Source organism: Streptomyces olivochromogenes, from assembly GCF_021538895.1.
Classification (GTDB): Bacteria; Actinomycetota; Actinomycetes; order Streptomycetales; family Streptomycetaceae; genus Streptomyces; species Streptomyces olivochromogenes_A.
The window spans coordinates 37,170-58,111 of record NZ_JADDRL010000034.1; the positions used below are offsets into that span (position 1 = coordinate 37,170).

Below are 20,942 nucleotides of genomic sequence, written 5' to 3' on the forward strand. Positions count from 1 at the left end.
CGGGCAAGAGGTCCGCTCGCACTTCTTGACCTTGCCCCGGCCGCCGGAGGGGACACGCGTCCCGGGGAATGGGCGTTGCGGTCGGCCGCGGTGGGCGTCCATGATCGGCGGCATGCCTACGTTCACCGCGCCCGACGGGACCGAGCTCGCCTACCACGTCCGCGGCGAGGGTGAGCCCCTCGTCGTCCTGCCCGGAGGAGCGATGCGGGCCTCCGTCTATCTCGGCGACCTCGGCGGCCTGACCGCCCACCGTCGGCTGGTCCTGCTCGACCTGCGGGGCACCGGTGACTCCGCGATACCGGCCGATCCGGCGACGTACCGCTGCGACCACATGGTCGACGACGTGGAGGCGTTGCGAGCCCACATGGGGCTGGAACACATGGATCTGCTCGCGCACTCGGCGGGCGGCTGCCTGGGGACGCTGTACGCGGCGCGGTATCCGCGGCGCGTGCGGCGGCTTGCGCTGATCACCGCCAACCCGTCGGCCCTCGGTCTGCGGGCCACCGCCGAGGACCGGCTGGCCGCGGCGCGGCTGCGCGCGCACGAGCCCTGGTTCGCGCAGGGGTTCCCGGCCCTGGAGGCCTGGCTGGCGGGGGAGGGCGACTTCGACCCGGCGTTCGCCCCCTTCTTCTACGGCCGGTGGGACGCCGCCGCCGAGGCGCACGACGCGGCCGCCGAGGAGCAGACCAACGAGGAGGCGGCAGGCGTCTATTTCGCCGACGGCGCCTTCGACCCGGACGCGACCCGTGCCGCGCTCAAGGCACTGACCGCCCCGGTCCTGGTGCACGCGGGCGAACTCGACGGTGGCCCCAGCCCCGACCTCGCCCGCCGCGCCGCCGATGCCTTCCCGGCCGCCGAGTTCACGGTCCAGCCCGGTGCCGGCCACTTCCCGTGGCTGGACGACCCGGAGTGGTTCGTGGGCCGGGTCGTCGCCTTCCTGGACCGGTGAGGCGGGCGGCTCAGCCGCCGCTGGGGCCGTACGCCGTCATGAAGCGGTCCCGGAACCGGTTCATCGGCCAGATGGGCGCGTCGTGGGCGGGCCTCAGGCCCTCCGTCCAGCCCCAGTCGGAGATCCGGTCGAGGATCTTCGGATCGCGGGCGACGATCGTGACCGGCACCTCGCGGCTGGTGCTGCCCGCGGTGACGGTCGGCACCGGCTGGTGGTCGCCGAGGAAGACCAGGACGGTGTCGTCGTCGCCGTAGCGGCGCAGGAACCCGGTGAGGCTGCGCAGCGAGTACTCGATGGCGCCCCGGTACTCGGCGCGGACGCTCTCCGGGTTCTTCCAGACCTCCTTGGGGTCCTTGCCCTCCTTCTTGATCCGTTCGAAGACCGAGCCGTCGCCGAGGTCGTTCCAGTCGATCATGTGGGCGACGGGGGCCCAGGGGTTGTGGCTGGAGGCCAGGATGATCTCCGCCATCATCGGGCCCCGGTCCTTCTTGCCGAACTCCAGCCGCTGGAAGGCCTCCAGGCTGAACTGGTCGGGCACGGGCGTCCAGCTGAAGTACGGGCCGTGGTAGCCGAGGTGCTCGGAGTCGTAGATGTGGTCGAGGCCGAAGAACCTGCCCTCGGGCCAGGCGCGGCGCACGCCGGGCACGATGCCGACCGTGCTCCAGGCACCGGTCCTGCGGAAGTAGCGGGTCAGGGTCATGCGCTCGCTGGAGGTGAGGTTGCGGTAGCGCTGCTGGTTCTTGATCCACAGGCCGGACAGGAAGGTGGAGTGGGCCAGCCAGCTGCCGGCGCCGGTCACGGGGGACCGGAGCCAGCCGCTGCGCGCGTCGAACCCGGCCGCCTTCAGGTCGGCGGTGCCCTCCTTGAGGACCGCGTCGATGCGCGGTGCCATCGCCGGGTCCTCGATGGCGGTACGGCCGTAGCTCTCGATGAACGTGAACAGCACGTCCTTGCCCCGCAGTCCGGTCAGCAACCGGTCCGGCGGCGTGTTTGCGAAGGCGTCGACCGCGGCCTGTCTGCGGAAGACGTCGGCGTCCCGCAGTCCCGCCTGCACCTGCTGGACCCGGTTGTCGACGAGTTCGGCGTCGATCTTGGAGGCGACCGGGATGTCGCCGAACTGCACGCCGAGCGTGACGCAGGTGATCCAGGCGGTGCCGAGGATCAGCGTGGTGCGGGCGGCCACCGGGCGGTGGCGGACCATCAGGTTCGTCAGCCGCACCGTCGCCAGCGTCGTCAGGACGAGCACGGCGACGACGAGGAGGAGCGCCCCGGCGACGGCGAGCACCTCGCCGGTCCGGCCGAACGACTCCCGCACCCACGCGGCCGCGTCGTCCAGCAGGACCCAGTCGAGGACCAGGTCGAAGGGGCGGACCAGCACCGAGTAGAAGCCCATGTCGAGGGCCTTGACGAGGGTCAGCGCCCCCAGCAGCAGGCCCGCGACGACCGCCGTGACGCGTCTGGCCCGGGACGGCAGCGCGAGCAACAGTCCCGCGAGCAGGATCCCTTCGGCCGGGATGCGCAGGAAGGCGGTGAAGGTGATCCGTTCGAGCTGGTTCGGCAGCAGCAGCGCGCCGAGCACGAGGAGACCGGCCAGAACGCTGGTCCCCACGCTCACCCCCCGCCCGACCCGCGGGTACCTGCGCCGCCACCCGAACAGCCCGGGCCGACCGGGGACGGGGCCCTCCGGGCGGACTTCCGGGGAGCCTTCGTCGGCGTCGCGGTCCCCGGTGTCGCCCCCCTCGGCGTCCGTGGCCGTGGCAGTGGCCGTGGCCGTGTCCGAGTCCGGCCCGGTGCGCGGTGGTCGGTGCGGAGGGGGGAGGTGCGACACCCGAAGGTCCTTCCGTGCGTGGCCCTGTGCTGGCGGGGCGGGCCGGGCTCGGAGGGCCAGGACCGTCATCCCCCGTACGGCCCCATGTCACTGCTTGTTCAACAAAGGGCCGGACGTGCGCACAGAGTACGCCGAGCTCCCTGGCGCGCGGCCGATGCACCGGCCCGCCGTCCCACCGGCCCGTCGAGCTACCGGTCCGCCGAACCAAGGGCCCGCCGGTCTACCGGTCCGCCGACAGGGCCACGTCCCGCGCCCACCGGTAGTCCGCCTTGCCGCTCGGCGACCGCTGGATGGTCTCGGTGAGCACGAGCTGACGGGGAATCTTGTACCCGGCCAGATGCGCGCGGCAGTGGTTCTGGATGTCGGTGAGGGAGAGCCGGTCCGCGCCCGCGCGCAGTTGGACGACCGCCGCGACGTGGTTGCCCCACTTCGCGTCCGGGACCCCGGCCACCAGCGCGTCGTACACGTCCGGATGGGACTTGAGCGCCTGCTCGACCTCCTCCGGGTAGACCTTCTCGCCCCCGGTGTTGATGCACTGCGAACCGCGCCCCAGGACGGTGACGACGCCCTCCTCGTCGACGGTCGCCATGTCGCCGAGGAGTACCCAGCGCCTGCCGTCCCTCTCGAAGAAGGTCTCCGCGGTCTTCTTCGGGTCGTTGTAGTAGCCGAGCGGCACGTTGCCGCACTGGGCGACCCGGCCGATCTCCCCCACGGCGACCGGCTCGTGGGTGGCCGGATCCACCACCCGGGTACGGAAGTTGACGCGGATCCGGAAGCCGCGCTCGGGACCGGAGTCGTCCGTCGCCGTGCCGTTGAACCCGGACTCGGAGGAGCCGAAGTTGTTGAGCAGCAGGGCGTTCGGGACCAGCTCACGGAACTGCCTGCGCACGGTCTCCGACATGATCGCGCCCGACGAGGACACGCTGAACATCGAGGAGCAGTCCGTGCCCTTCAGCGGCCCGTTCAGCGCGTCGATCAGCGGCCGCAGCATCGCGTCGCCCACCAGCGACACACTGGTGACCTTCTCCCTCTCGATCGTCCGCAGCACCTCCTCGGGCACGAACTTGCGGTGGAGCACGACCCGTTGCCCGAAGTTGAAGGCGATGAACGCGGTCAGGGTGGAGGTGCCGTGCATCAGCGGGGGAGTGGGGAAGAAGGTGATCCCCGAGCCGCCGGCCGCGACCCGCTCGGCCAGCTCCTCCGGCTTCTGTACGGGCTCCCCGGTCGGTGCCCCGCCCCCCAGACCCGCGAAGAACAGGTCCTCCTGGCGCCACATCACACCCTTGGGCATCCCGGTCGTACCGCCGGTGTAGATGATGAACTGGTCGTCCGCCGACCGTGCCGGAAAGCCCCGCCCCGGTGACCCCGCCGCCTCGGCCGCGGCGAAGTCCACGGCGGTCACCTCCGCCGCCCCGGACCGGGCGGTCCCCACCCGCACCAGGTGCCGCAGCTTCTCCGTACGCGGCAGCGCCGCGGCCACCCGGTCCGTGAACTCCGCGTCGAAGACCAGGGCCGCCAGGTCGGCGTCCCGGTAGAGGTACACCAACTCCTCTTCGACGTAGCGGTAGTTGACGTTGACCGGCACGACCCGCGCCTTCAGGCAGCCGAGCACCGTCTGCAGGTACTCGACCCCGTTGTAGAGGTGGAGCCCGAGGTGCTCGCCGGGCCGGATCCCGCTGTCGATCAGATGGTGGCCGATGCGGTTCGCGGCCGCGTCGAGCTCCGCGTACGTCAGCCGGCGCTCCGCGCCCGTGCCGGGGTGGTCGAGGTACACGAGCGCCTCGCGGTCCGGGACCGCGTCGACGACCGACTCGAACAGGTCGGCAAGGTTGTACTCCACCGCTCCTCCTGACCCCGGGCGTGCCTGGTATCCGACGGTTCGCCGGTCATCAGAGCAAAGGGCACGGCAACTGTGAAGAGTCCGCGCGAAGAAATCTGACTGCCTGTCAGAAAACCCTTGAAGTGCTCCCCCGCCTACTGCAACCTGTTCTCGTTCTGTCAGAGGGGAGACGGTCATGGGTGGGACGGAACACCTCACCGTGCGGCGCGAGGGCGCCACACTCGTACTCACGCTCAACAGGCCCGAAGCCAAGAACGCGCTCTCGCTGCCGATGCTCGTCGGCCTCTACGACGGCTGGATCGAGGCCGACGAGGACGACACGGTCCGCTCGATCGTGCTCACCGGCGCCGGCGGCGCCTTCTGCGCCGGGATGGACCTCAAGGCGCTGGCGGGCGACGGGATGGCGGGCGAACACTACCGCGACCGGCTCAAGGCCGATCCCGACCTGCACTGGAAGGCGATGCTGCGCCACCACCGGCCCCGCAAACCGGTGATCGCCGCCGTCGAGGGGTACTGCGTCGCGGGCGGCACCGAGATCCTTCAGGGCACCGACATCCGGGTCGCGGGCGAGTCCGCGACCTTCGGTCTGTTCGAGGTGCGGCGCGGGCTGTTCCCGATCGGCGGCTCCACCGTCCGGCTGCAACGCCAGATCCCGCGCACCCACGCCCTGGAGATGCTGCTGACCGGACGGCCGTACAGCGCCCGCGAGGCCGCGGACATCGGGCTGATCGGCCATGTCGTCACCGACGGCGACGCGGTCGCCAAGGCCCTGGAGATCGCCGAGCAGATCAACGCCTGCGGCCCGCTGGCCGTCGAGGCCGTCAAGGCGTCGGTGTACGAGACCGCCGAGCTGACCGAGACCGACGGCCTCGCGGCCGAACTGGGACGCGGCTGGCCGGTGTTCGACACCGCGGACGCCAAGGAGGGGGCCCGCGCCTTCGCGGAGAAGCGGCCCCCCGTCTACAAGCGCGCCTGACCCGCACAAGGAGAGAGCCGCGATGCCCGAAGTCCTCAAAGCCCCGCTGGTCGTCGAGTTCCCCTTCACCCGCTCCGTCGGCCCGGTCCAGAGCGCCTTCCTGACCGGGCTGCGCGAGCGCGTCGTCCTCGGGGTGCGCACCCGCGACGGCCGTACGCTCGTCCCGCCCGTCGAGTACGACCCGGTCACCGCCGAGGAACTCCGCGATCTCGTCGAGGTCGCCCCCACCGGCACCGTCACCACCTGGGCCTGGAACCACGAACCCCGCCGCGGCCAGCCGCTGACCAGCCCCTTCGCGTGGGTCCTGGTCCGGTTCGACGGCGCCGACACCGCCCTGCTGCACGCCCTGGACGCCCCGGGCCCCGAGGCTGTGCGCACCGGCATGCGCGTGCGCGTCCGTTGGGCCGAGGAGCGCGCCGGCGCCATCACGGACATCGCCTGCTTCGAACCGTACGAGGGCGAGGGCGCGGGCGAGGACGCGCGCGTGGGCAGGGGGGAGCACGCGGGCGGGGCAGCCGCGGGCGCCCGCCACAGCGGCGAGTTCGAGGACGCGATCAGCGGGATCGTCGCCCCGGCCCGGCTCGACTACACCTACTCGCCCGGCCGCGCCCAGACCGCCTACATCAACGCCCTCTCCGGCCGGCGCACGGTCGGCGAGCGCTGCCCGTCCTGCCGGAAGGTGTACGTCCCGCCGAGGGGTGCGTGCCCCACATGTGGTCTCGCCACAGCCGAACAGGTCGAGGTGGGTCCCCGCGGCACGGTCACCACCTTCTGCATCGTCAACATCAAGGCGAAGAACCTGGACATCGAGGTGCCGTACGTCTACGCGCACATCGCCCTCGACGGCGCGGGCCTCGCGCTGCACGGCCGCATCGGCGGCATCCCCTACGACCAGGTGCGCATGGGCCTGCGCGTCGAACCGGTGTGGACCGACGGGGCCCGCTACCCCGACCACTACCGGCCTTGCGGTGAGCCCGACGCGGACTACGAGACGTACAAGGAGCTGCTGTGACCCGGGAAGAAGCACCGGCGCGCCGCGAGATCGCCGTCGTCGCCTTCGCCCAGACCGACCACCGGCGCACCAGCGACGAGTTCTCCGAGGTGGAGATGCTCATGCCGGTGCTGCACAACGTCCTCGGGCAGACCGGCCTGCGGACCGCCGACATCGGCTTCACCTGCTCCGGCTCCAGCGACTACCTCGCCGGCCGGGCCTTCTCCTTCACCCTCGCCCTCGACGGCGTCGGCGCCTGGCCGCCGATCTCCGAGTCGCACGTGGAGATGGACGGCGCGTGGGCGCTGTACGAGGCGTGGACCAAGCTGCTCACCGGGGACGCGGACACCGCGCTCGTCTACGCGTACGGCAAGTCCTCGCCCGGCTCCGTGCGCGACGTCCTGACCCGGCAGCTCGACCCGTACTACGTGGCGCCGCTGTGGCCGGACTCCGTCGCGCTGGCCGCCCTGCAGGCCCAAGCCCTCATGGACGCGGGCGACACCGACGAGCCCGCCCTCGCCGCGGTGGCCGCCCGCAGCCGCGCGGACGCGTCCGCCAACTCCCATGCCCAGCTGCGCGGTCCGGTGCCACAGGGCGACTATCTCGTACGGCCCCTGCGCACCGGCGACTGCCCGCCCATCGGCGACGGCGCCGCCGCCGTCGTCCTCGCCGCCGGGGAACGGGCCCGTGAGCTGTGCGCGCGGCCCGCCTGGATCCGGGGCATCGACCACCGCATCGAGGCGCACGGCCTCGGCGTGCGTGACCTGACCGACTCGCCCTCCGCCCGGCTCGCCGCCGAACGGGCCGGTGCCTTCGAAGGGCCGGTCGACACCGCCGAGTTGCACGCGCCGTTCAGCTCGCAGGAGGTCGTCCTGCGCAAGGCGCTCCGGCTCGGTGACGACGTGCGCGTCAACCCGTCCGGCGGCGCCCTCGCCGCCAACCCGATCATGGCCGCGGGGCTGATCCGGATCGGCGAGGCCGCCGCCCGCATCCACCGGGGCGAGTCCGACCGGGCGCTCGCCCACGCCACCTCCGGCCCGTGCCTGCAACAGAACCTGGTCGCCGTACTCGAAGGGGATCCGCGATGAGCAAGGAACCCGTGGCCGTCGTGGGAATCGGCCAGACCAAGCACGTCGCGGCCCGCCGGGACGTGTCGATTGCCGGGCTCGTCCGGGAGGCGGCCGCACGGGCACTCGCCGACGCCGAGCTGACCTGGGCCGACATCGACGCCGTCGTCATCGGCAAGGCGCCCGACTTCTTCGAGGGCGTCATGATGCCCGAGCTGTACCTCGCCGACGCCCTCGGCGCGGTCGGCAAGCCCATGCTGCGGGTGCACACGGCGGGCTCGGTCGGCGGGTCCACCGCGCTGGTCGCGGCCAACCTCGTCGCGGCCCGCGTCCACGGCACGGTCCTCACCCTCGCCTTCGAAAAACAGTCCGAGTCCAACGCCATGTGGGGCCTGTCCCTGCCCATCCCCTTCCAGCAGCCGCTGCTCGCGGGCGCCGGCGGCTTCTTCGCCCCGCACGTGCGCGCCTACATGCGGCGCAGCGGCGCCCCCGACACGGTCGGCTCCCTGGTCGCCTACAAGGACCGGCGCAACGCCCTGAAGAACCCCTACGCCCACCTCCACGAGCACGACATCACCCTGGAGAAGGTCCAGGCCTCCCCGATGCTGTGGGACCCCATCCGCTACTCGGAGACCTGCCCGTCCTCCGACGGCGCCTGCGCGATGGTCCTCACCGACCGCGCCGGAGCGGCCCGCGCGCCGCGGCGCCCCGCCTGGATGCTGGGCGGCGCCATGCGCAGCGAGCCCACCCTGTTCGCCGGGAAGGACTTCGTGTCGCCGCAGGCCGGCAAGGACTGCGCCGCCGACGTCTACCGGCAGGCCGGCATCGCCGACCCGCGCCGGGACATCGACGCCGTCGAGATGTACGTGCCGTTCTCCTGGTACGAGCCGATGTGGCTGGAGAACCTCGGCTTCGCCGAGGAGGGCGAGGGCTGGAAGCTCACCGAGTCCGGGGTGACCGAGCTCGACGGCGACCTGCCCGTCAACATGTCGGGCGGGGTGCTGTCCACCAACCCCATCGGCGCCTCCGGCATGATCCGCTTCGCGGAGGCCGCGCTCCAGGCGCGCGGGCTCGCCGGAGAGCACCAGGTGGAGCGGGCCCGGAAGGTCCTCGGGCACGCCTACGGCGGCGGCTCGCAGTTCTTCTCCATGTGGCTCGTCGGGGCCACACCGCCCGACTCCTGAAAGGTCCTCCCGACGTGGCCTGTCGGCCGTCGGGACCGGTCGCTAGGCTGGCCGCGGACGACGAATCGGGAGGAGCACGGACGTGGCCGAGAGCACCACCCAGCAGAAGCCGCTCGTGGGCTGGGACAAGCCGGAGCTGGACCTCAGCAACGCCGACTGGCAGTCCAGCAGCCGAGGCCTGGGGGATGTCCAGATCGCCTTTGTCGAGGGATTCATCGCGATGCGCAACAGCGGCAGCCCACAGAGCCCCGCCCTGATCTTCACCCCCCCGGAGTGGGGTGCGTTCGTGTCCGGCGCGCGGGAAGGGGAGTTCGACCTGACCTGAGCCCCCGGCGCCAAGGCCGCGCCGGCGAGCCGAACCGGTGGGTGTTCCTCCCTGATTCACGGACACGCGACGAGCAGGGCCTCCTGGGGCCGGTGCCTGAGCGAGGCTGGCCCCAGCAGAGGCAAGGTCGTGTTCCGGAGGTGAGGGACCATGAGCACATGGCCGGTCGTCGCCGCGGTCGACGGTTCGGACGACAGCCTGCGCGCCCTTGACTGGGCCCTCGACGCCGCCCGCCGGCGAAGGGCCCCGCTGCGCGTGGTGAACGTACGGCCGTACGCCGCCTGGGCGGAGCCCGACATCCTGGTCGCCGGGCCGGCCGAACCGAAGGACGACCCCGTGCGCGAACAGGTGCGCGCCCATCTGGAGGGCCGCACCGAGCGGGTGACCGTCGGCTACGCCGCCCTGGCGGGGGCGCCGAGCGCCGTCCTGCCCGAACAGGGCGCCGACGCACAGCTGTTGGTGCTGGGCTCCCGGGGACGCGGCGGCTTCGCCAGCCTGCTGCTCGGCTCCAGCGGCCTGGCCGCCGCGCGCGACGCCGCCTGCCCCGTCGTCGTGGTGCCCCGGCCCGGCCGCGAGGTTCACGGCGAGGCACCGGGCGAGCCCGGACCCCGGGTCGTCGTCGGCGTCGACGTGGACAGCCCGGACGAGGCCACCCTCGCCTTCGCCGCCGACGAGGCCGCCCTGCGCGGCGCCCGCCTCCAGGTGATCGCCGCCTACCGCTGGCCGGTGACCGGCCTGGCCGCGCCCGGCGAGGTGATCCCGCCGCCCATCGACCAGAACGCCGTCGAGACCGAGACCCGGGCCCTCGCCGAGGGCTTCCTCGATCCGCACCGCACCCGGCACCCCGATGTCCGCTGCGAGGCCCACGCATTGCCCGGCGACGCGGCCGGCAACCTCGTCGCCGCCTCCCGGGACGCCGAACTGGTCGTCGTCGGCCGCCACCGCCGGCGCCTCCTCGCGCCCGCCCGCATGATGGGCTCCGTCACCCAGGCCGTCCTGCTGCACGCGGCGAGCCCCGTCGCCGTGGTCCCGCCGGCCCCCTCGGGGGACTGAGACCGGCGCCGCCGAACTCCCCGAACACCACGGGCCGGACACCGGTGCGGACGTGCCGGAACCGTGGTGTCCCCCGGACCGGTGGCAACCCGGACCTCGCCGCCCCGCACGGGCTCCGGGAGGCGTACGCTGAGGTGCCTGACGGTCACGGTACGCGCCTGCTCCCCGTGCGGGCACGGCACCGTGGCGGGGGGTGCGTGATGGGACAGCGGATCGTACGGAGCCGTAAGACCCTCTTCGAGCGCGAGAGCGAACTCGCGACCGTGGACGAGGTGTTGGGCGAGCTCACCAGCCTGCGCGCGGACGGAGCCGAAGCCGGTGGCCCGCCGGGCGGCGGGCTGCTCGCGTTCGCCGGGCGCGCCGGGATCGGCAAGACGACCCTGCTGGCCGAAGTCCGCCGCCGCGCCGGCGCCCTGGGCTGCACCGTGCTGTCCGCCCGCGGCGGCGACCAGGAACAGCGCGTCGCCTTCCACGTCGCCCGCCAGCTCCTGCAGCCGCAGCTGGCCGGCGTACCGGAGACCGAACTGCGCTCCGCGCTGGGCAGTTGGTACGACATCGTCGGCCCCGCCCTCGGCCTGTGCGCCCCCACCGAGGGCGCCCCGCCCGACCAACAGGGCCTGCGCGACGGCCTCGACTGGGTCCTCACCCATCTCGCCGTGCGCCGCGCCCCGATGGTCCTCGTCCTCGACGACGCCCACTGGGCCGACCCCGAATCCCTGCACTGGCTCGCCGCGTTCGCGCCCCGCGCCGAGGAACTCCCGCTGCTGCTCGTCGTCGCCTACCGGCCCGACGAACTCCCCGACCACGCCGAGTCGTTGCGCGGACTGCCCGGACGCGCGGGCGGACGCCCCCTCGGTCTGGAACCCCTCAGCGCCTCAGCCGTCGCCCGCCTCGTGCGGGAGTCCCTCGGCACGCACGCCGACGACGCGTTCTGCCGCGAATGCTGGGCCGTCACCGCCGGCAACCCCTTCGAGACCGTCGAGCTGACCGCCAAGGTGCGCGACCGCGGCCTCACCCCCAACGAGGCCGGCGCCCGCCTGCTCCGCGACCTCGCCGCCGCCGTCAAGGGCAGCGGCCTGATCGCCCGGCTCGAACGCCTCGGCACCTCCACCGTCCGCTTCGCCTGGGCGTGCGCCGTCCTCGGCACGGAGATCCAGCAGCGGCTCGCCGCCGCCGTCGCCGGACTCGGCCCCGAGGAGGCCGCCGACGCCGCCGACGCGCTGCGCGGCGCCCGCATCCTCACCGGCGCGGTGACCGCCGAGGGCACCCTGGAATTCATCCACCCGCTGATCGCCACCGCCGTCTACCGCGCCATCCCGCCCGGCGTCCGCGTCGCCCTGCACGGCCAGGCCGCCTGGTGCGTGATCGACGACGGGCAGGGCCCCTCCGCCGCGGCCCGCCACCTCCTGGAGACCCACCCCGAGGGCGACGCCTGGGTCGTGCAGCAACTGCGCGCCGCCGCTGGCGAGACCCTGCGCGCCGGCGCCCCCGACACGGCCCGCGACTGCCTCGCCCGCGCCCTGCGCGAACCCCCGGCCCCCAAGGACCGGGCCGCCGTCCTGTACGAACTGGGCTGCGCCTCCCTGCTCACCGAACCCGCCACCACCGTCAACCACCTGCGCGCCGCCCTCGAAGAGCCCATCGCCGACCCCGAGCTGCGCCACCACATCGTCTACCGGCTCTCCCAGGTCCTCGCCCACAGCGACCGGCTCGCCGAGGCCTCCGACACCCTCGCCCACGAGATCCGCCTCACCGGGGACGCACGGGTCAGGCTGCGCATGGTCGCCGAGCAGTTCATGTGGGACGCCTTCCGCGCCGACGAACCCGACCACCCCTCCCGCTCCCGCCGCCTCGGCCGGCTCGCCGACCGCCTCAAGGGCCGCGACCTCACCGAGCGCTACATCATCGGGCTGCGCACCTGGGACGCGATCCAGCGCGGCGAGCCCGCCCCGGTCGCCCTGCACCACGCCGAGCGCGCCCTCGCCGGCGGCCTGCGCTGGGCGGAGCCCGACCGCGGCTTCGAGGTGCCCGTCCTGGTCTCCCTCGCCTTCATGTACGCCGACCGGCCGGGCCGCACCGAGGAACTGTTCGCCGCCGGGATCGCCGACTACGAGAAACAGGGCTGGCGCGGCGCCCACCTCTCCTTCGCGTACACCCTCCTCGCCTACGTCCGCTACCGGCGCGGGCGGCTCGCCGAGGCCGAGGACTTCGTCCGTGCGGGCCTCAGGCTCGCCGAACGGGTCGGGCCCGGCACCCCCGCCCACTGGTACGCCGTCGGCATCCTGATCGAGGTCCTGCTGGCGAGGGGCCGGCTCGCGGAGGCGACCCGGACCGCCGACGACTTCTGCTTCGGGGAGCCCTTCCCGGCCGCCGTCGTCTTCCCCGACGCCCAGACGGTGTACGGCGAGCTGCTCCTCGCCCGCGGCCTCACCGAGGCGGCGGCCGCCCAGCTCTCCGCCGTCGGGCGCCGCCTCGACGCGCGGGGCATCCGCAACCCCGCCTGGTGCCCCTGGCAGATCCACCTCGCCCGCGCCGAGAACCACGAGGCCCCCGAACGGGCCCTGGCCACCGCCCTCGAAGCGGTGGGCCGCGCCCGCCAGTTCGGCGCCCCGTCCACGATCGGACAGGCCCTGCGCGCGGCCGCGGAGGTCTCCTCCGGCTCGGCCCGCGTCAAGTACCTCGAAGAGTCCGTCGCCCACCTGGAGCGCTCCCCGGCCGCCTACGAGCTCGCCTGCGCACTGGTCGCCCTGGGCACCGAGCTGCGCCGGGCCGGCCGCCCCAAAGAGGCCGGCGACCACCTCTACCGGGGCCTCGACACGGCCCTCCAGTGCGGCGCCGACGGTCTGGTCGACACGGCCCGCGCCGAACTCGCCGCCGCCGGACTGCGCCCGCGCCGGCTGCACGACGCCGGGACCGACACGCTCACCACCCGCGAACGCATGGCCGCCGCCCTCACCGCCCACGGCCGCACCGAGGCGGAGACCGCCGCGGAACTCCACACCGACGAGCAGACCGTCGTCCACCTCTTGTCGGCCGTGTATCGCAAGCTGGGCACCGACGCCTCGGGACTGGCGGCGGCGCTGGGGGAGAGAGCACCGGACCAGCCGGACCTGCCGGACTAGCGACACGGCGGACGGCGGTGGCCGGCGCCCGCCCACCCGTCGCCCACACGTCGCCGATTACGCCCGGACACGTACCATGGCGGCATGTCGTTCCTCCGCCGCCGCAGCGCCACTCCCGCCGGGCCAGACTTCGACGTACTGGCCATGGACCCGGGCGACTGGCCCGGCAATCTGGGCGCGGGGCTGCTGCCCGCCCCCGACGGCACCTGCCAGGGCGTTTTCCTGCGCTACGACCTGTTCGGCGGCCGCGGCCCCGCCATGATCATCGGCAATCTGCCGGAGGGCTCCCCGGCCCGCGAGGTCACCGAGGGCGAGGTCCCCTTCGAGGTGGCCCAGCTGCTGCTGGCGCTGGAGAACGACGAGGAGGTGACCGTCACCGAGACCGAGGACATGCCGGTCCTCCAGGGTGACAACCTCCTGATCGTGCGGCGCCTGAAGCTCTCCGAGAGCCGGATCGCCTGCGTCCAGTTCGACCGCAGCGACGGCGTCCTGGTCACCATCGCGGCCTGGGACCGCCCCATCACGGACGACCTGTACGCCCTGCTGAAGCCGCTCCCGGCGGAGCTGTTCCAGCAGGGCTGATCCCCGCCGCGGCTATCGGTCCGACGGCTCCACATCGACGTCCGCCGCGCGCACGAACGCCACCCGGTGGCCGTACTGGATCTCGTAGTACAGGTCCGTGCCGGCCACGACCCGGTGCGAGTCGGTGGTGAAGGTGACCGCGTAGTAGTACTCGCCCGGCACCTCGTCACCAACCACGTACTTCTGGCCCGCCAACGCGGTGTACGGCAGCGGTACCACCGACTGGGCCGGCACCCCGGCGGGATAGGCCGTCTTCTCCGGGTACGCGCGCCCGTACACCGGAATGGCGGCCAGGCCCTCCTTGGGCGTGATCACCCGCCCGGACGCGTTGACCGCCGTCGGCTCGTGCTTCGGGTTGAGGAACCAGGCCTTCTGGCCCAGGTACCAGATGGCCGTCCAGCCGCCCCAGCGGTCCGCGACCGCGAACTGCTGCCCGGTGGAGACCCGCGAGGACAGGTCGTTCACCCCGGTGGTGGGGGCGGTGCCCAGTCCGATGTCCTTGATCAGGGCGGAGTTCTGGTCGTGGTCGGAGTACAGCCGCACCTCGCTGGAGCCGTGCGCCGCGCAGGGCTCGCCCTTGGCGGTGCAGCCGGTGTACTCCGGCTGGTTCGCCGCGTAGTCCGGCCGGATCGTCACCAGCCCGCCCTTCTTGCCCGCGGTGCGCTTGAAGGGGTGGCCCAGCAGCTCGAAGTAGTGCCGCCAGTCCCAGTAGGGGCCCGGGTCGGTGTGCATGCCGGGGATCGTCGACGTGGTCGGGCCCGGCACGTTGTCGTGGCCGAGGATGTGCTGCCGGTCCAGCGGGACGCCGTACTCCTTGGCGAGGTACTTCACCAGCCGTGCCGACGACCGGTACATCGCCTCCGTGTACCAGGCGTCCGGCGAGGCCAGGAAGCCCTCGTGCTCGATGCCGACCGACTTCGCGTTGATGTACCAGTTGCCCGCGTGCCAGGCCACGTCCTTCGCCTTGACGTGCTGGGCGATCAGACCGTCGGTGGAGCGGATCGTGTAGTTCCACGACACATAGGTGGGGTCCTGCACCAGCTTCAGGACGCCGTCCCAGGTGCCCTCCGTGTCGTGGACGACGATGTACTTGATGCTCTGCGACGCCGGCCGGTCGCCGAGGTCGTGGTTGCCGTAGTCGTTGTCCCCGAACTCCGCGTACGGGGCCGGGATCCACTGGCAGGACACCTTCTCGGGACACTCGGTGTCGCCGGCGGGCACCGTGCGCAGACCCGTGCGCCGCAGCTGCGCGGTGTTCGCGCTCAGGTGGGGCCGGCCGGGCAGCGCGACCCGCTGCCCCGCGTCCGTGGTGCGCTCCTCACCGGTGCGCAGCACGTCGTACACGTCGTCGGCGTACGCCGCAGCGGTCGCCGTGTCGTCCGCGCCGGAGAAGCGGGCCACCGCGCCGTACCAGTCGGCCGGGTCGGAGCTGAGCGGCTCGCGCAGGTCCTTCTGGGCGGCGGCGAGCAGGGCGGCCCCGCCGGCCACATTGGCCCCGGGGTCGGTACGCAGCCGCTCGGCCGGCATCCCGGACAGCTCGGCCGCTCTCGGCAGGGTCCTGAGGCGGGCCGGGAGCGCGGAGTTCGCCGGCACCCGGACGCCCGGGTGCCGGGCCGCGCGGGCGCTGTCGCCGCGGGCGTCCTCGGTGCCCTCGGCCAGGTGCTCGGTCGTGGCGAGCGCGGTGCGCGCGTCCGTGAGGTGCATCGGGCCGTAGCCGCCGGTCACGCTGGGCGCCCCGGCGTGCGTGTCCCAACGGGACTGGAGGTAGGAGACGGCCAGCAGAACGCTCTGCGGCACGTGGTACTCGGCCGCGGCGGAGGCGAACGCCTGTTGCAGGGTGCCCGCGGAGGACTCGCCGGCGGTGGGGGAGGGGGCGGCGCCCAGCAGCGGCAGGATCAGGACCGCGCCGGCCACGGCACCGGCCGCCCTCCGGGTTCGTCTGCTGCCTGGCGTCGACGTCGGGTCGGTGGCGGATCCTCGCAATGCGGCCTCCTGTGACGGGCGGGCGTGGCGGGGCGTGCGGCGCCGAGCTGGGTCAGTGGTACCGGCTTGCCGACGATCCGTCAATGATGCCCGGGCACAGGCGATTTCCCATGTCACACAGGGGTTCGGCGAGTTTCGCCAGGGCGGCGCGCGGGCCTGCGGGGCGTCAATGGCGTACACCAATGGACGGCGTTCATCGACTGGGTGGCGTCCACCGGTGGGCGGCCGCCGACGGGCCCGCGCACACGCGAGGTCCGCGGCACGCCGCTCAGGCGCACCGCGGACCGACGTCCCCGTCAGCGAGTGCCGACCGCCGCGCGCACGGCCCTGCGGGCCAGCTGGCAGTCGTCGTGCAGCCGCCTGAGCAGCAGCCGCTGTTCCTCGCCGGACGGCGCAGCACCCGGGTGGGCCACTCCCGATGCCGCCGGGGTCGCGTCGTGCATCGAGCGCTGCACGGCCGTCTCGTACGTACGGATCTCCCGGGTGAGGACGAGCATCAGGTTCACCAGGAAGGCATCCCGTGAGGCCGGGCCCGCCGACTGCGCGATCTGGCTGATCTGCCGCCGTGCCACCGGCGCGTCCCCGAGGACCGTCCACAGCGTGGCCAGGTCGTAGCCCGGCAGGTACCAGCCCGCGTGCTCCCAGTCCACCAGCACTGGACCGGCCGGTGAGAGCAGGATGTTCGAGAGCAGGGCGTCGCCGTGGCAGAACTGGCCCATCCCCTGGCGCCCCGCGGCATGGGCGATACCGTGCAGCAGCTTCTGCAGGTCGCCCATGTCCCGGTCGGTGAGCAGGCCCAGATCGTGGTACCGGGAGATACGGGCCGCGTAGTCCAGCGGGGCGTCGAAGGTGCCCGCCGGAGGCCGCCAGGCGTTCAGCCGGCAGATCGCGCCGAGCGCCGCCCGGATGTCCGCGCGCGGCGGGGCCTCCACGGGGTGGCGCTGGAACGCCGCCACCCGGCCCGGCATGCGCTCGACCACCAGGGTGCAGTTGTCCGGGTCCGCCGCGATCAGCCGCGGTGCCCGCACCGGCGGGCGGTGCCGGACGAACGACCGATATGCGGCTATCTCGTGCCGGTACCGCTCGGCCCACGCGGGCGAGTGGTCCAGCAGACATTTCGCGACGGCCGTGCTGCGCCCGGTCGTCCCGACCAGGAGCACGGACCGCCCGCTGCGGCGCAGTACCTGCACCGGAGCGAACTCCGGGCAGATCCGGTGCACCGCGGCGATCGCCGTGCGGAGCTGCGCGCCCTGGGGGCCGGACAAGTCGAGTCTCCCGCTGAGCGGTTGGGTGCCGAGCCCCGCGGCACGCCGCGGCCGGCCCGCACCCAGTACGGGGGGCCCCGGACGCGCGGGGTCGAGATACGGTCCGCTGCCCGCCGGGCGGGGGCGCAGCGACCGGGGCGGGGCGGACACGGAGGACGATGCTGCGTACATGGGCGAAACAGATCCCTTCGTGTGCCTGCAGTGCCTGCCTGTACAACCAGGCGCCCACCCGGCCCGGACGCCCGGGTGCACCCTGGGGAATGCACCCGTCACATCAAGGGGCGACCGGGTCGGGGTGGCGCGTTCCTACCTGACACCCGATGTCCACTGGCACACCATCTGGCGCACCCTGGCGAACCGTGGCGAATAGTCGCCCGGCAACTCTCAGCGGGCTACTGTCAACTCAGCCGAGAACCTGGGGGCTTGATGTGAGCGGACAACCCAACACCCGGCTCGCCGACCTGTTCGGCCTGGCCGGCTGGTCCAAGGGCGAACTCGCGAGGCTGGTCAACAAGCAGGCGACGGCCATGGGTCACCCCCAGCTGTCGACCGACACCTCGCGGGTGCGGCGGTGGATCGACATGGGAGAGATCCCGCGCGATCCGGTGCCGCGGGTGCTGGCGGCTCTGTTCACCGAGCGTCTCGGCCGTGTCGTGACCATCGAGGATCTAGGTCTGGTACGACACGGGCGTACGGGGAAACGGCAGGGCGGCGGGAATGCGGAACCTCCCGACGGTGTGCCGTGGGCGCCCGAACGTACCGCCGCGGTCCTCACCGAATTCACGGGAATGGACCTCATGCTCAACCGACGCGGCTTGGTGGGCGCGGGTGCCGCGCTCGCCGCGGGATCCGCACTCAGCAACGCCATGTACGACTGGTTGCACTCCGACCCCACCCTCAGGGCCGACGCCCCTGTCCTCGACGACCCCCTGCACGCCGACCCCGCTGGGTTCGACCGCTACGAGGCCGCCCCCATCGGATCGCAGGAGATCGAGGAGCTGGAGCGCTCGGTCGAGGTGTTCCGAGCCTGGGACGCGGCCCGCGGTGGCGGGCTGCAGCGCAAGGCGGTGGTGGGCCAGCTCAACGAGGTGGGCGGCATGCTCGCCTACCGTCATCCCGACCATCTCCAGCGGCGCCTGTGGGGCGTCGCCGCCAACCTCGCCGTCCTCGCGGGCTGGATGTCGCACGACGTCGGCCTGGAACCCACGGCCCAGAAGTACTTCGTCATCGCCGCCCACGCGGCCCGTGAGGGCGGCGACCGGCCGCGCGCCGGGGAGGCGCTCTCCAGAGCGGCTCGCCAGATGGTGCACCTCGGCCGGCCCGACGACGCACTCGATCTCATGAAGCTCGCCAGGTCCGGTTCGGGCGACGAGGTGCTGCCGCGCACCCGGGCGATGCTCTACACCATCGAGGCCTGGGCGCAGGCGTCGATGGGCAAGGGCCAGGCGATGCGCCGCACCCTCGGACAGGCGGAGGACCTCTTCGTCTCCGACAAGGGCGACGTGCCGCCGCCGAGTTGGATGCAGACCTTCAAGGAGGAGGACCTGTACGGCATGCAGGCCCTCGCCTACCGCACGCTGGCCGAGTACGAGCCGGGCGCGGCCGCGCACGCACAGCACTACGCGGAGAAGGCCCTGGCCCTGCGGATCGACGGCCGGCAGCGGTCGAAGATCTTCGACTTCCTGTCCATGGCGTCCGCCTGCTTCATCGCGGACGACCCCGAACAGGCGGACCGGTACGCCCGCCTCGCCCTGGTGTCGATGGGATCGAACTCCTCCCACCGCACCTGGGACCGGCTGCGTCAGATGTACCGGCTCACCGCCGAATACTCCAGCTACCCGAAGATCAACGAGCTGCGGGAGGAGATCAGGCTCGCCCTGCCCAAGATCAGCAAGGGCGGGGGCGTCAACAGCGCACAGGCATAGGGGGCCTGTGACGCTGTCGATTCCACGACACCGTCACCTTCGTCTTCACCTTCTCAGGCAGTTACCTGGGCTTCTCAGGCAGTCACCTGGGCGACGAGCACGCAGGCGTTGTCCTCGCGCTCCCGCTCGCCGAACTCCTCCACGACCGTCCGCACGCAGTCCTGTGCGGTGCGCGCCGTGCCGAACCGCGCGGCCAGGTCGAGGAGCCGGTTTACGGCCGCCGTCCCGCCCTGCCCGGGCACCAGTCCGTCGGTGTGCAGCAGGAGCAGGTCGCCCGGTTCGAGGGTCACTTCGGCCTGCCCGTAGGCGGCGGCGGAGGTCGCGCCGAGCAGGACGCCGTCCGGTGAGGTGAGCACGCGCCCCGTCCCGCCGCGGAACAGCAGCGGGGCGGGGTGTCCTGCTTGTGCCCAGGTCAGGGTGCGGGTCGCGGGCCGGTAGCGGCAGCACAGGGCGCTGCCCAGGGCCGGTTGCACGGTGGCGTCGAGTAACTGGTTGAGCCAGGCCAGCAGTTGGCCGGGGCCACTGCCGGCCATGGCCATGCCGCGCACGGCGCCGAGCAGCATCGCCATGCCCGAGGTGACACTGACACCGTGGCCGGTGAGGTCGCCGACGCTCAGGAGCGTGTCGCCGTCGGACAGTTCGAGGGCGTCGTACCAGTCGCCGCCGATCAGTGTGGTCGTGGCGGCCGGCAGGTAGTGGGCCGCGAGGTCGAGGGTCTGCGGTCCGCGGCGCGGGAGCCGCAGGGAGCCGCGCCAGGGGGGCAGCACGGCTTCCTGCAGCTCGACCGCGAGCCGGCGCTCCGTCTGCATATGCTGCCGGTGACGCTGCAGGGAGTCACGGGTTTCGTGCACCGTCCGCCGGCGGTGGCGCAGTTCGGTGACGTCGCGCAGCACGGCCCACATCGAGGTGGTGCCGCCGTCGGCGTCGAGCACGGGTTCGCCCATCATGTGCACGGTCCGCACCAGCCCGTCGGGCCGCAGGACGCGGAACTCCCCGTCGATCGGCTTGGCGTCGACGAGGCAGTCCGTCACCATCGCCGTCAGCCGCGGCCGGTCCTCGTCGAGGATCAGGGCCGGCAGTTCGTCGAGCGTGAGCGGGGGCGCGGCCGGGTCGAGTCCGAGGATCTGGTAGAGCTCCCCGGACCAGCTGGCCTCGTCCGTCAGCAGGTTCCACTCGGCGCTGCCGACCCGGCTGAGCAGCGAGCCGCTCGGCCGGCCGCCGGGGGCGGTCCCGCCCGCCGGCGGTGCCGGGGCGGGCGGGACCGGCGGGGGGCCGTCGCGCAGCTGTGCCAAGTGCTCGTCGAGGTCGTTGAGTTGGTGCAGCGCCAGCTCGCACAGCGCGCGCTGCCAGCGTTCCCGGGGGTCCGAGTCGTCGCTCCGCGCGTCCCGCCGTACGGCGTCCACGTCACCCTTGAGCCGCCGCGCCTGCGATATCAACGCCTCGACCGAGCCGCGCCCGGGCGGCTGGGCTGGGCGGTCCGCAGAAATGGGGGACGGCATGACGCACTCCGATGCGGGGACGATACGGCCAAGGAGGACGGGAGGGACCGTTACGACTGTTGCACAGCCCGCGACGCCCTGTAAGGGATTTGGCAACACACGATCCGGTGGTGCTTCTGGCATATGCCAGAGTCTTCGCGGAGTGGTCGGGCGGGCTCATTGGCGTACGCGCGGTGGTGGCGCAAGTCGTAGACCGCGTACGCGACTTGACCGATCGGGCGGGCTTTCCGTGTCGCGCTCAAGCGGGTGTTCGATGTGCTTTTGTTCTATGCCGTCGGCGGCCCCGGCCCGGCATGGCGCGTGTCGCACCAAGTCTGTCCGATTTTCGCGTCATGTGAGGCGCCGGTACGGAC

15 protein-coding genes are annotated in these 20,942 nt (G+C 72.9%); 10 read left to right on the forward strand and 5 right to left on the reverse strand.

Going from position 1 to position 20,942, the window contains the following annotated elements; translation table 11 throughout:
• Positions 1 to 112 precede the first annotated feature (112 nt).
• Positions 113 to 949 carry an alpha/beta fold hydrolase gene (locus IPZ69_RS19015; protein WP_235455341.1) on the forward strand — a complete coding sequence of 279 codons (837 nt, stop codon included), beginning with the start codon at positions 113 to 115 and terminating at the stop codon, positions 947 to 949.
• 10 nt (positions 950 to 959) lie between these two features.
• Here the strand turns inward: IPZ69_RS19015 and IPZ69_RS19020 are convergent, their stop codons facing one another.
• Both IPZ69_RS19020 and IPZ69_RS19025 read right to left on the reverse strand, forming a co-directional pair.
• Positions 960 to 2,846 (reverse strand): sulfatase, encoded by a 1,887-nt coding sequence (locus IPZ69_RS19020; RefSeq protein ID WP_374293432.1) that lies wholly within the window; start codon positions 2,844 to 2,846, stop codon positions 960 to 962.
• A gap of 151 nt (positions 2,847 to 2,997) precedes the next feature.
• Positions 2,998 to 4,617, reverse strand: a complete 1,620-nt coding sequence (locus IPZ69_RS19025) for an acyl-CoA synthetase (protein WP_235455342.1) — start codon at positions 4,615 to 4,617, stop codon at positions 2,998 to 3,000.
• Positions 4,618 to 4,792: 175 nt separating this feature from the next.
• Here IPZ69_RS19025 and IPZ69_RS19030 point away from each other — a divergent pair, with 175 nt between their 5' ends.
• From IPZ69_RS19030 to IPZ69_RS19065, 8 genes are all read left to right on the forward strand, one after another.
• On the forward strand, positions 4,793 to 5,593 hold the full coding sequence (locus tag IPZ69_RS19030; protein ID WP_235455343.1) for a crotonase/enoyl-CoA hydratase family protein: 801 nt from the start codon (positions 4,793 to 4,795) through the stop codon (positions 5,591 to 5,593).
• Between the two features lie 22 nt (positions 5,594 to 5,615).
• Positions 5,616 to 6,605, forward strand: coding sequence for a Zn-ribbon domain-containing OB-fold protein (locus tag IPZ69_RS19035; RefSeq protein WP_235455344.1), 990 nt, complete (start codon positions 5,616 to 5,618; stop codon positions 6,603 to 6,605).
• The gene (locus IPZ69_RS19040; RefSeq protein ID WP_235455345.1) at positions 6,602 to 7,672 is read left to right on the forward strand and encodes a thiolase domain-containing protein; all 1,071 of its coding nucleotides are present in this window, start codon (positions 6,602 to 6,604) and stop codon (positions 7,670 to 7,672) included. Before IPZ69_RS19035 ends, IPZ69_RS19040 begins: the two co-directional genes overlap by 4 nt.
• Entirely contained in the window at positions 7,669 to 8,835 is a 1,167-nt protein-coding gene (locus tag IPZ69_RS19045; RefSeq protein ID WP_235455346.1) for a thiolase domain-containing protein, read from the forward strand. The genes IPZ69_RS19040 and IPZ69_RS19045 overlap by 4 nt, the downstream gene beginning before the upstream one ends.
• Positions 8,836 to 8,917: 82 nt before the next feature.
• Entirely contained in the window at positions 8,918 to 9,160 is a 243-nt protein-coding gene (locus tag IPZ69_RS19050; RefSeq protein WP_235455347.1) for a DUF397 domain-containing protein, read from the forward strand.
• A 150-nt stretch (positions 9,161 to 9,310) separates the two neighbouring features.
• Positions 9,311 to 10,213, forward strand: coding sequence for a universal stress protein (locus IPZ69_RS19055; RefSeq protein ID WP_235455348.1), 903 nt, complete (start codon positions 9,311 to 9,313; stop codon positions 10,211 to 10,213).
• A gap of 200 nt (positions 10,214 to 10,413) precedes the next feature.
• Entirely contained in the window at positions 10,414 to 13,335 is a 2,922-nt protein-coding gene (locus tag IPZ69_RS19060) for an ATP-binding protein (RefSeq protein WP_235455349.1), read from the forward strand.
• Between the two features lie 84 nt (positions 13,336 to 13,419).
• Positions 13,420 to 13,917 carry a hypothetical protein gene (locus IPZ69_RS19065; RefSeq protein WP_235455350.1) on the forward strand — a complete coding sequence of 166 codons (498 nt, stop codon included), beginning with the start codon at positions 13,420 to 13,422 and terminating at the stop codon, positions 13,915 to 13,917.
• 12 nt (positions 13,918 to 13,929) lie between these two features.
• On the opposite strand, the gene IPZ69_RS19070 is transcribed toward IPZ69_RS19065, so the two are convergent.
• Together IPZ69_RS19070 and IPZ69_RS19075 are read right to left on the reverse strand one after the other, a co-directional pair.
• Positions 13,930 to 15,900, reverse strand: a complete 1,971-nt coding sequence (locus IPZ69_RS19070) for an N-acetylmuramoyl-L-alanine amidase (protein ID WP_235455351.1) — start codon at positions 15,898 to 15,900, stop codon at positions 13,930 to 13,932.
• Between the two features lie 296 nt (positions 15,901 to 16,196).
• Positions 16,197 to 17,336: an aminoglycoside phosphotransferase family protein gene (locus IPZ69_RS19075; RefSeq protein WP_235455352.1), complete on the reverse strand. Its 1,140-nt coding sequence runs from the start codon at positions 17,334 to 17,336 to the stop codon at positions 16,197 to 16,199.
• Positions 17,337 to 17,593: 257 nt separating this feature from the next.
• Here IPZ69_RS19075 and IPZ69_RS19080 point away from each other — a divergent pair, with 257 nt between their 5' ends.
• Positions 17,594 to 19,090, forward strand: coding sequence for a DNA-binding protein NsdB (locus IPZ69_RS19080; RefSeq protein WP_235455353.1), 1,497 nt, complete (start codon positions 17,594 to 17,596; stop codon positions 19,088 to 19,090).
• A gap of 74 nt (positions 19,091 to 19,164) precedes the next feature.
• Here IPZ69_RS19080 and IPZ69_RS19085 read toward each other — a convergent pair whose 3' ends face one another.
• Complete coding sequence (locus IPZ69_RS19085) at positions 19,165 to 20,589, reverse strand: PP2C family protein-serine/threonine phosphatase (RefSeq protein WP_235455354.1); 1,425 nt, start codon at positions 20,587 to 20,589, stop codon at positions 19,165 to 19,167.
• Positions 20,590 to 20,942: the final 353 nt, after the last annotated feature.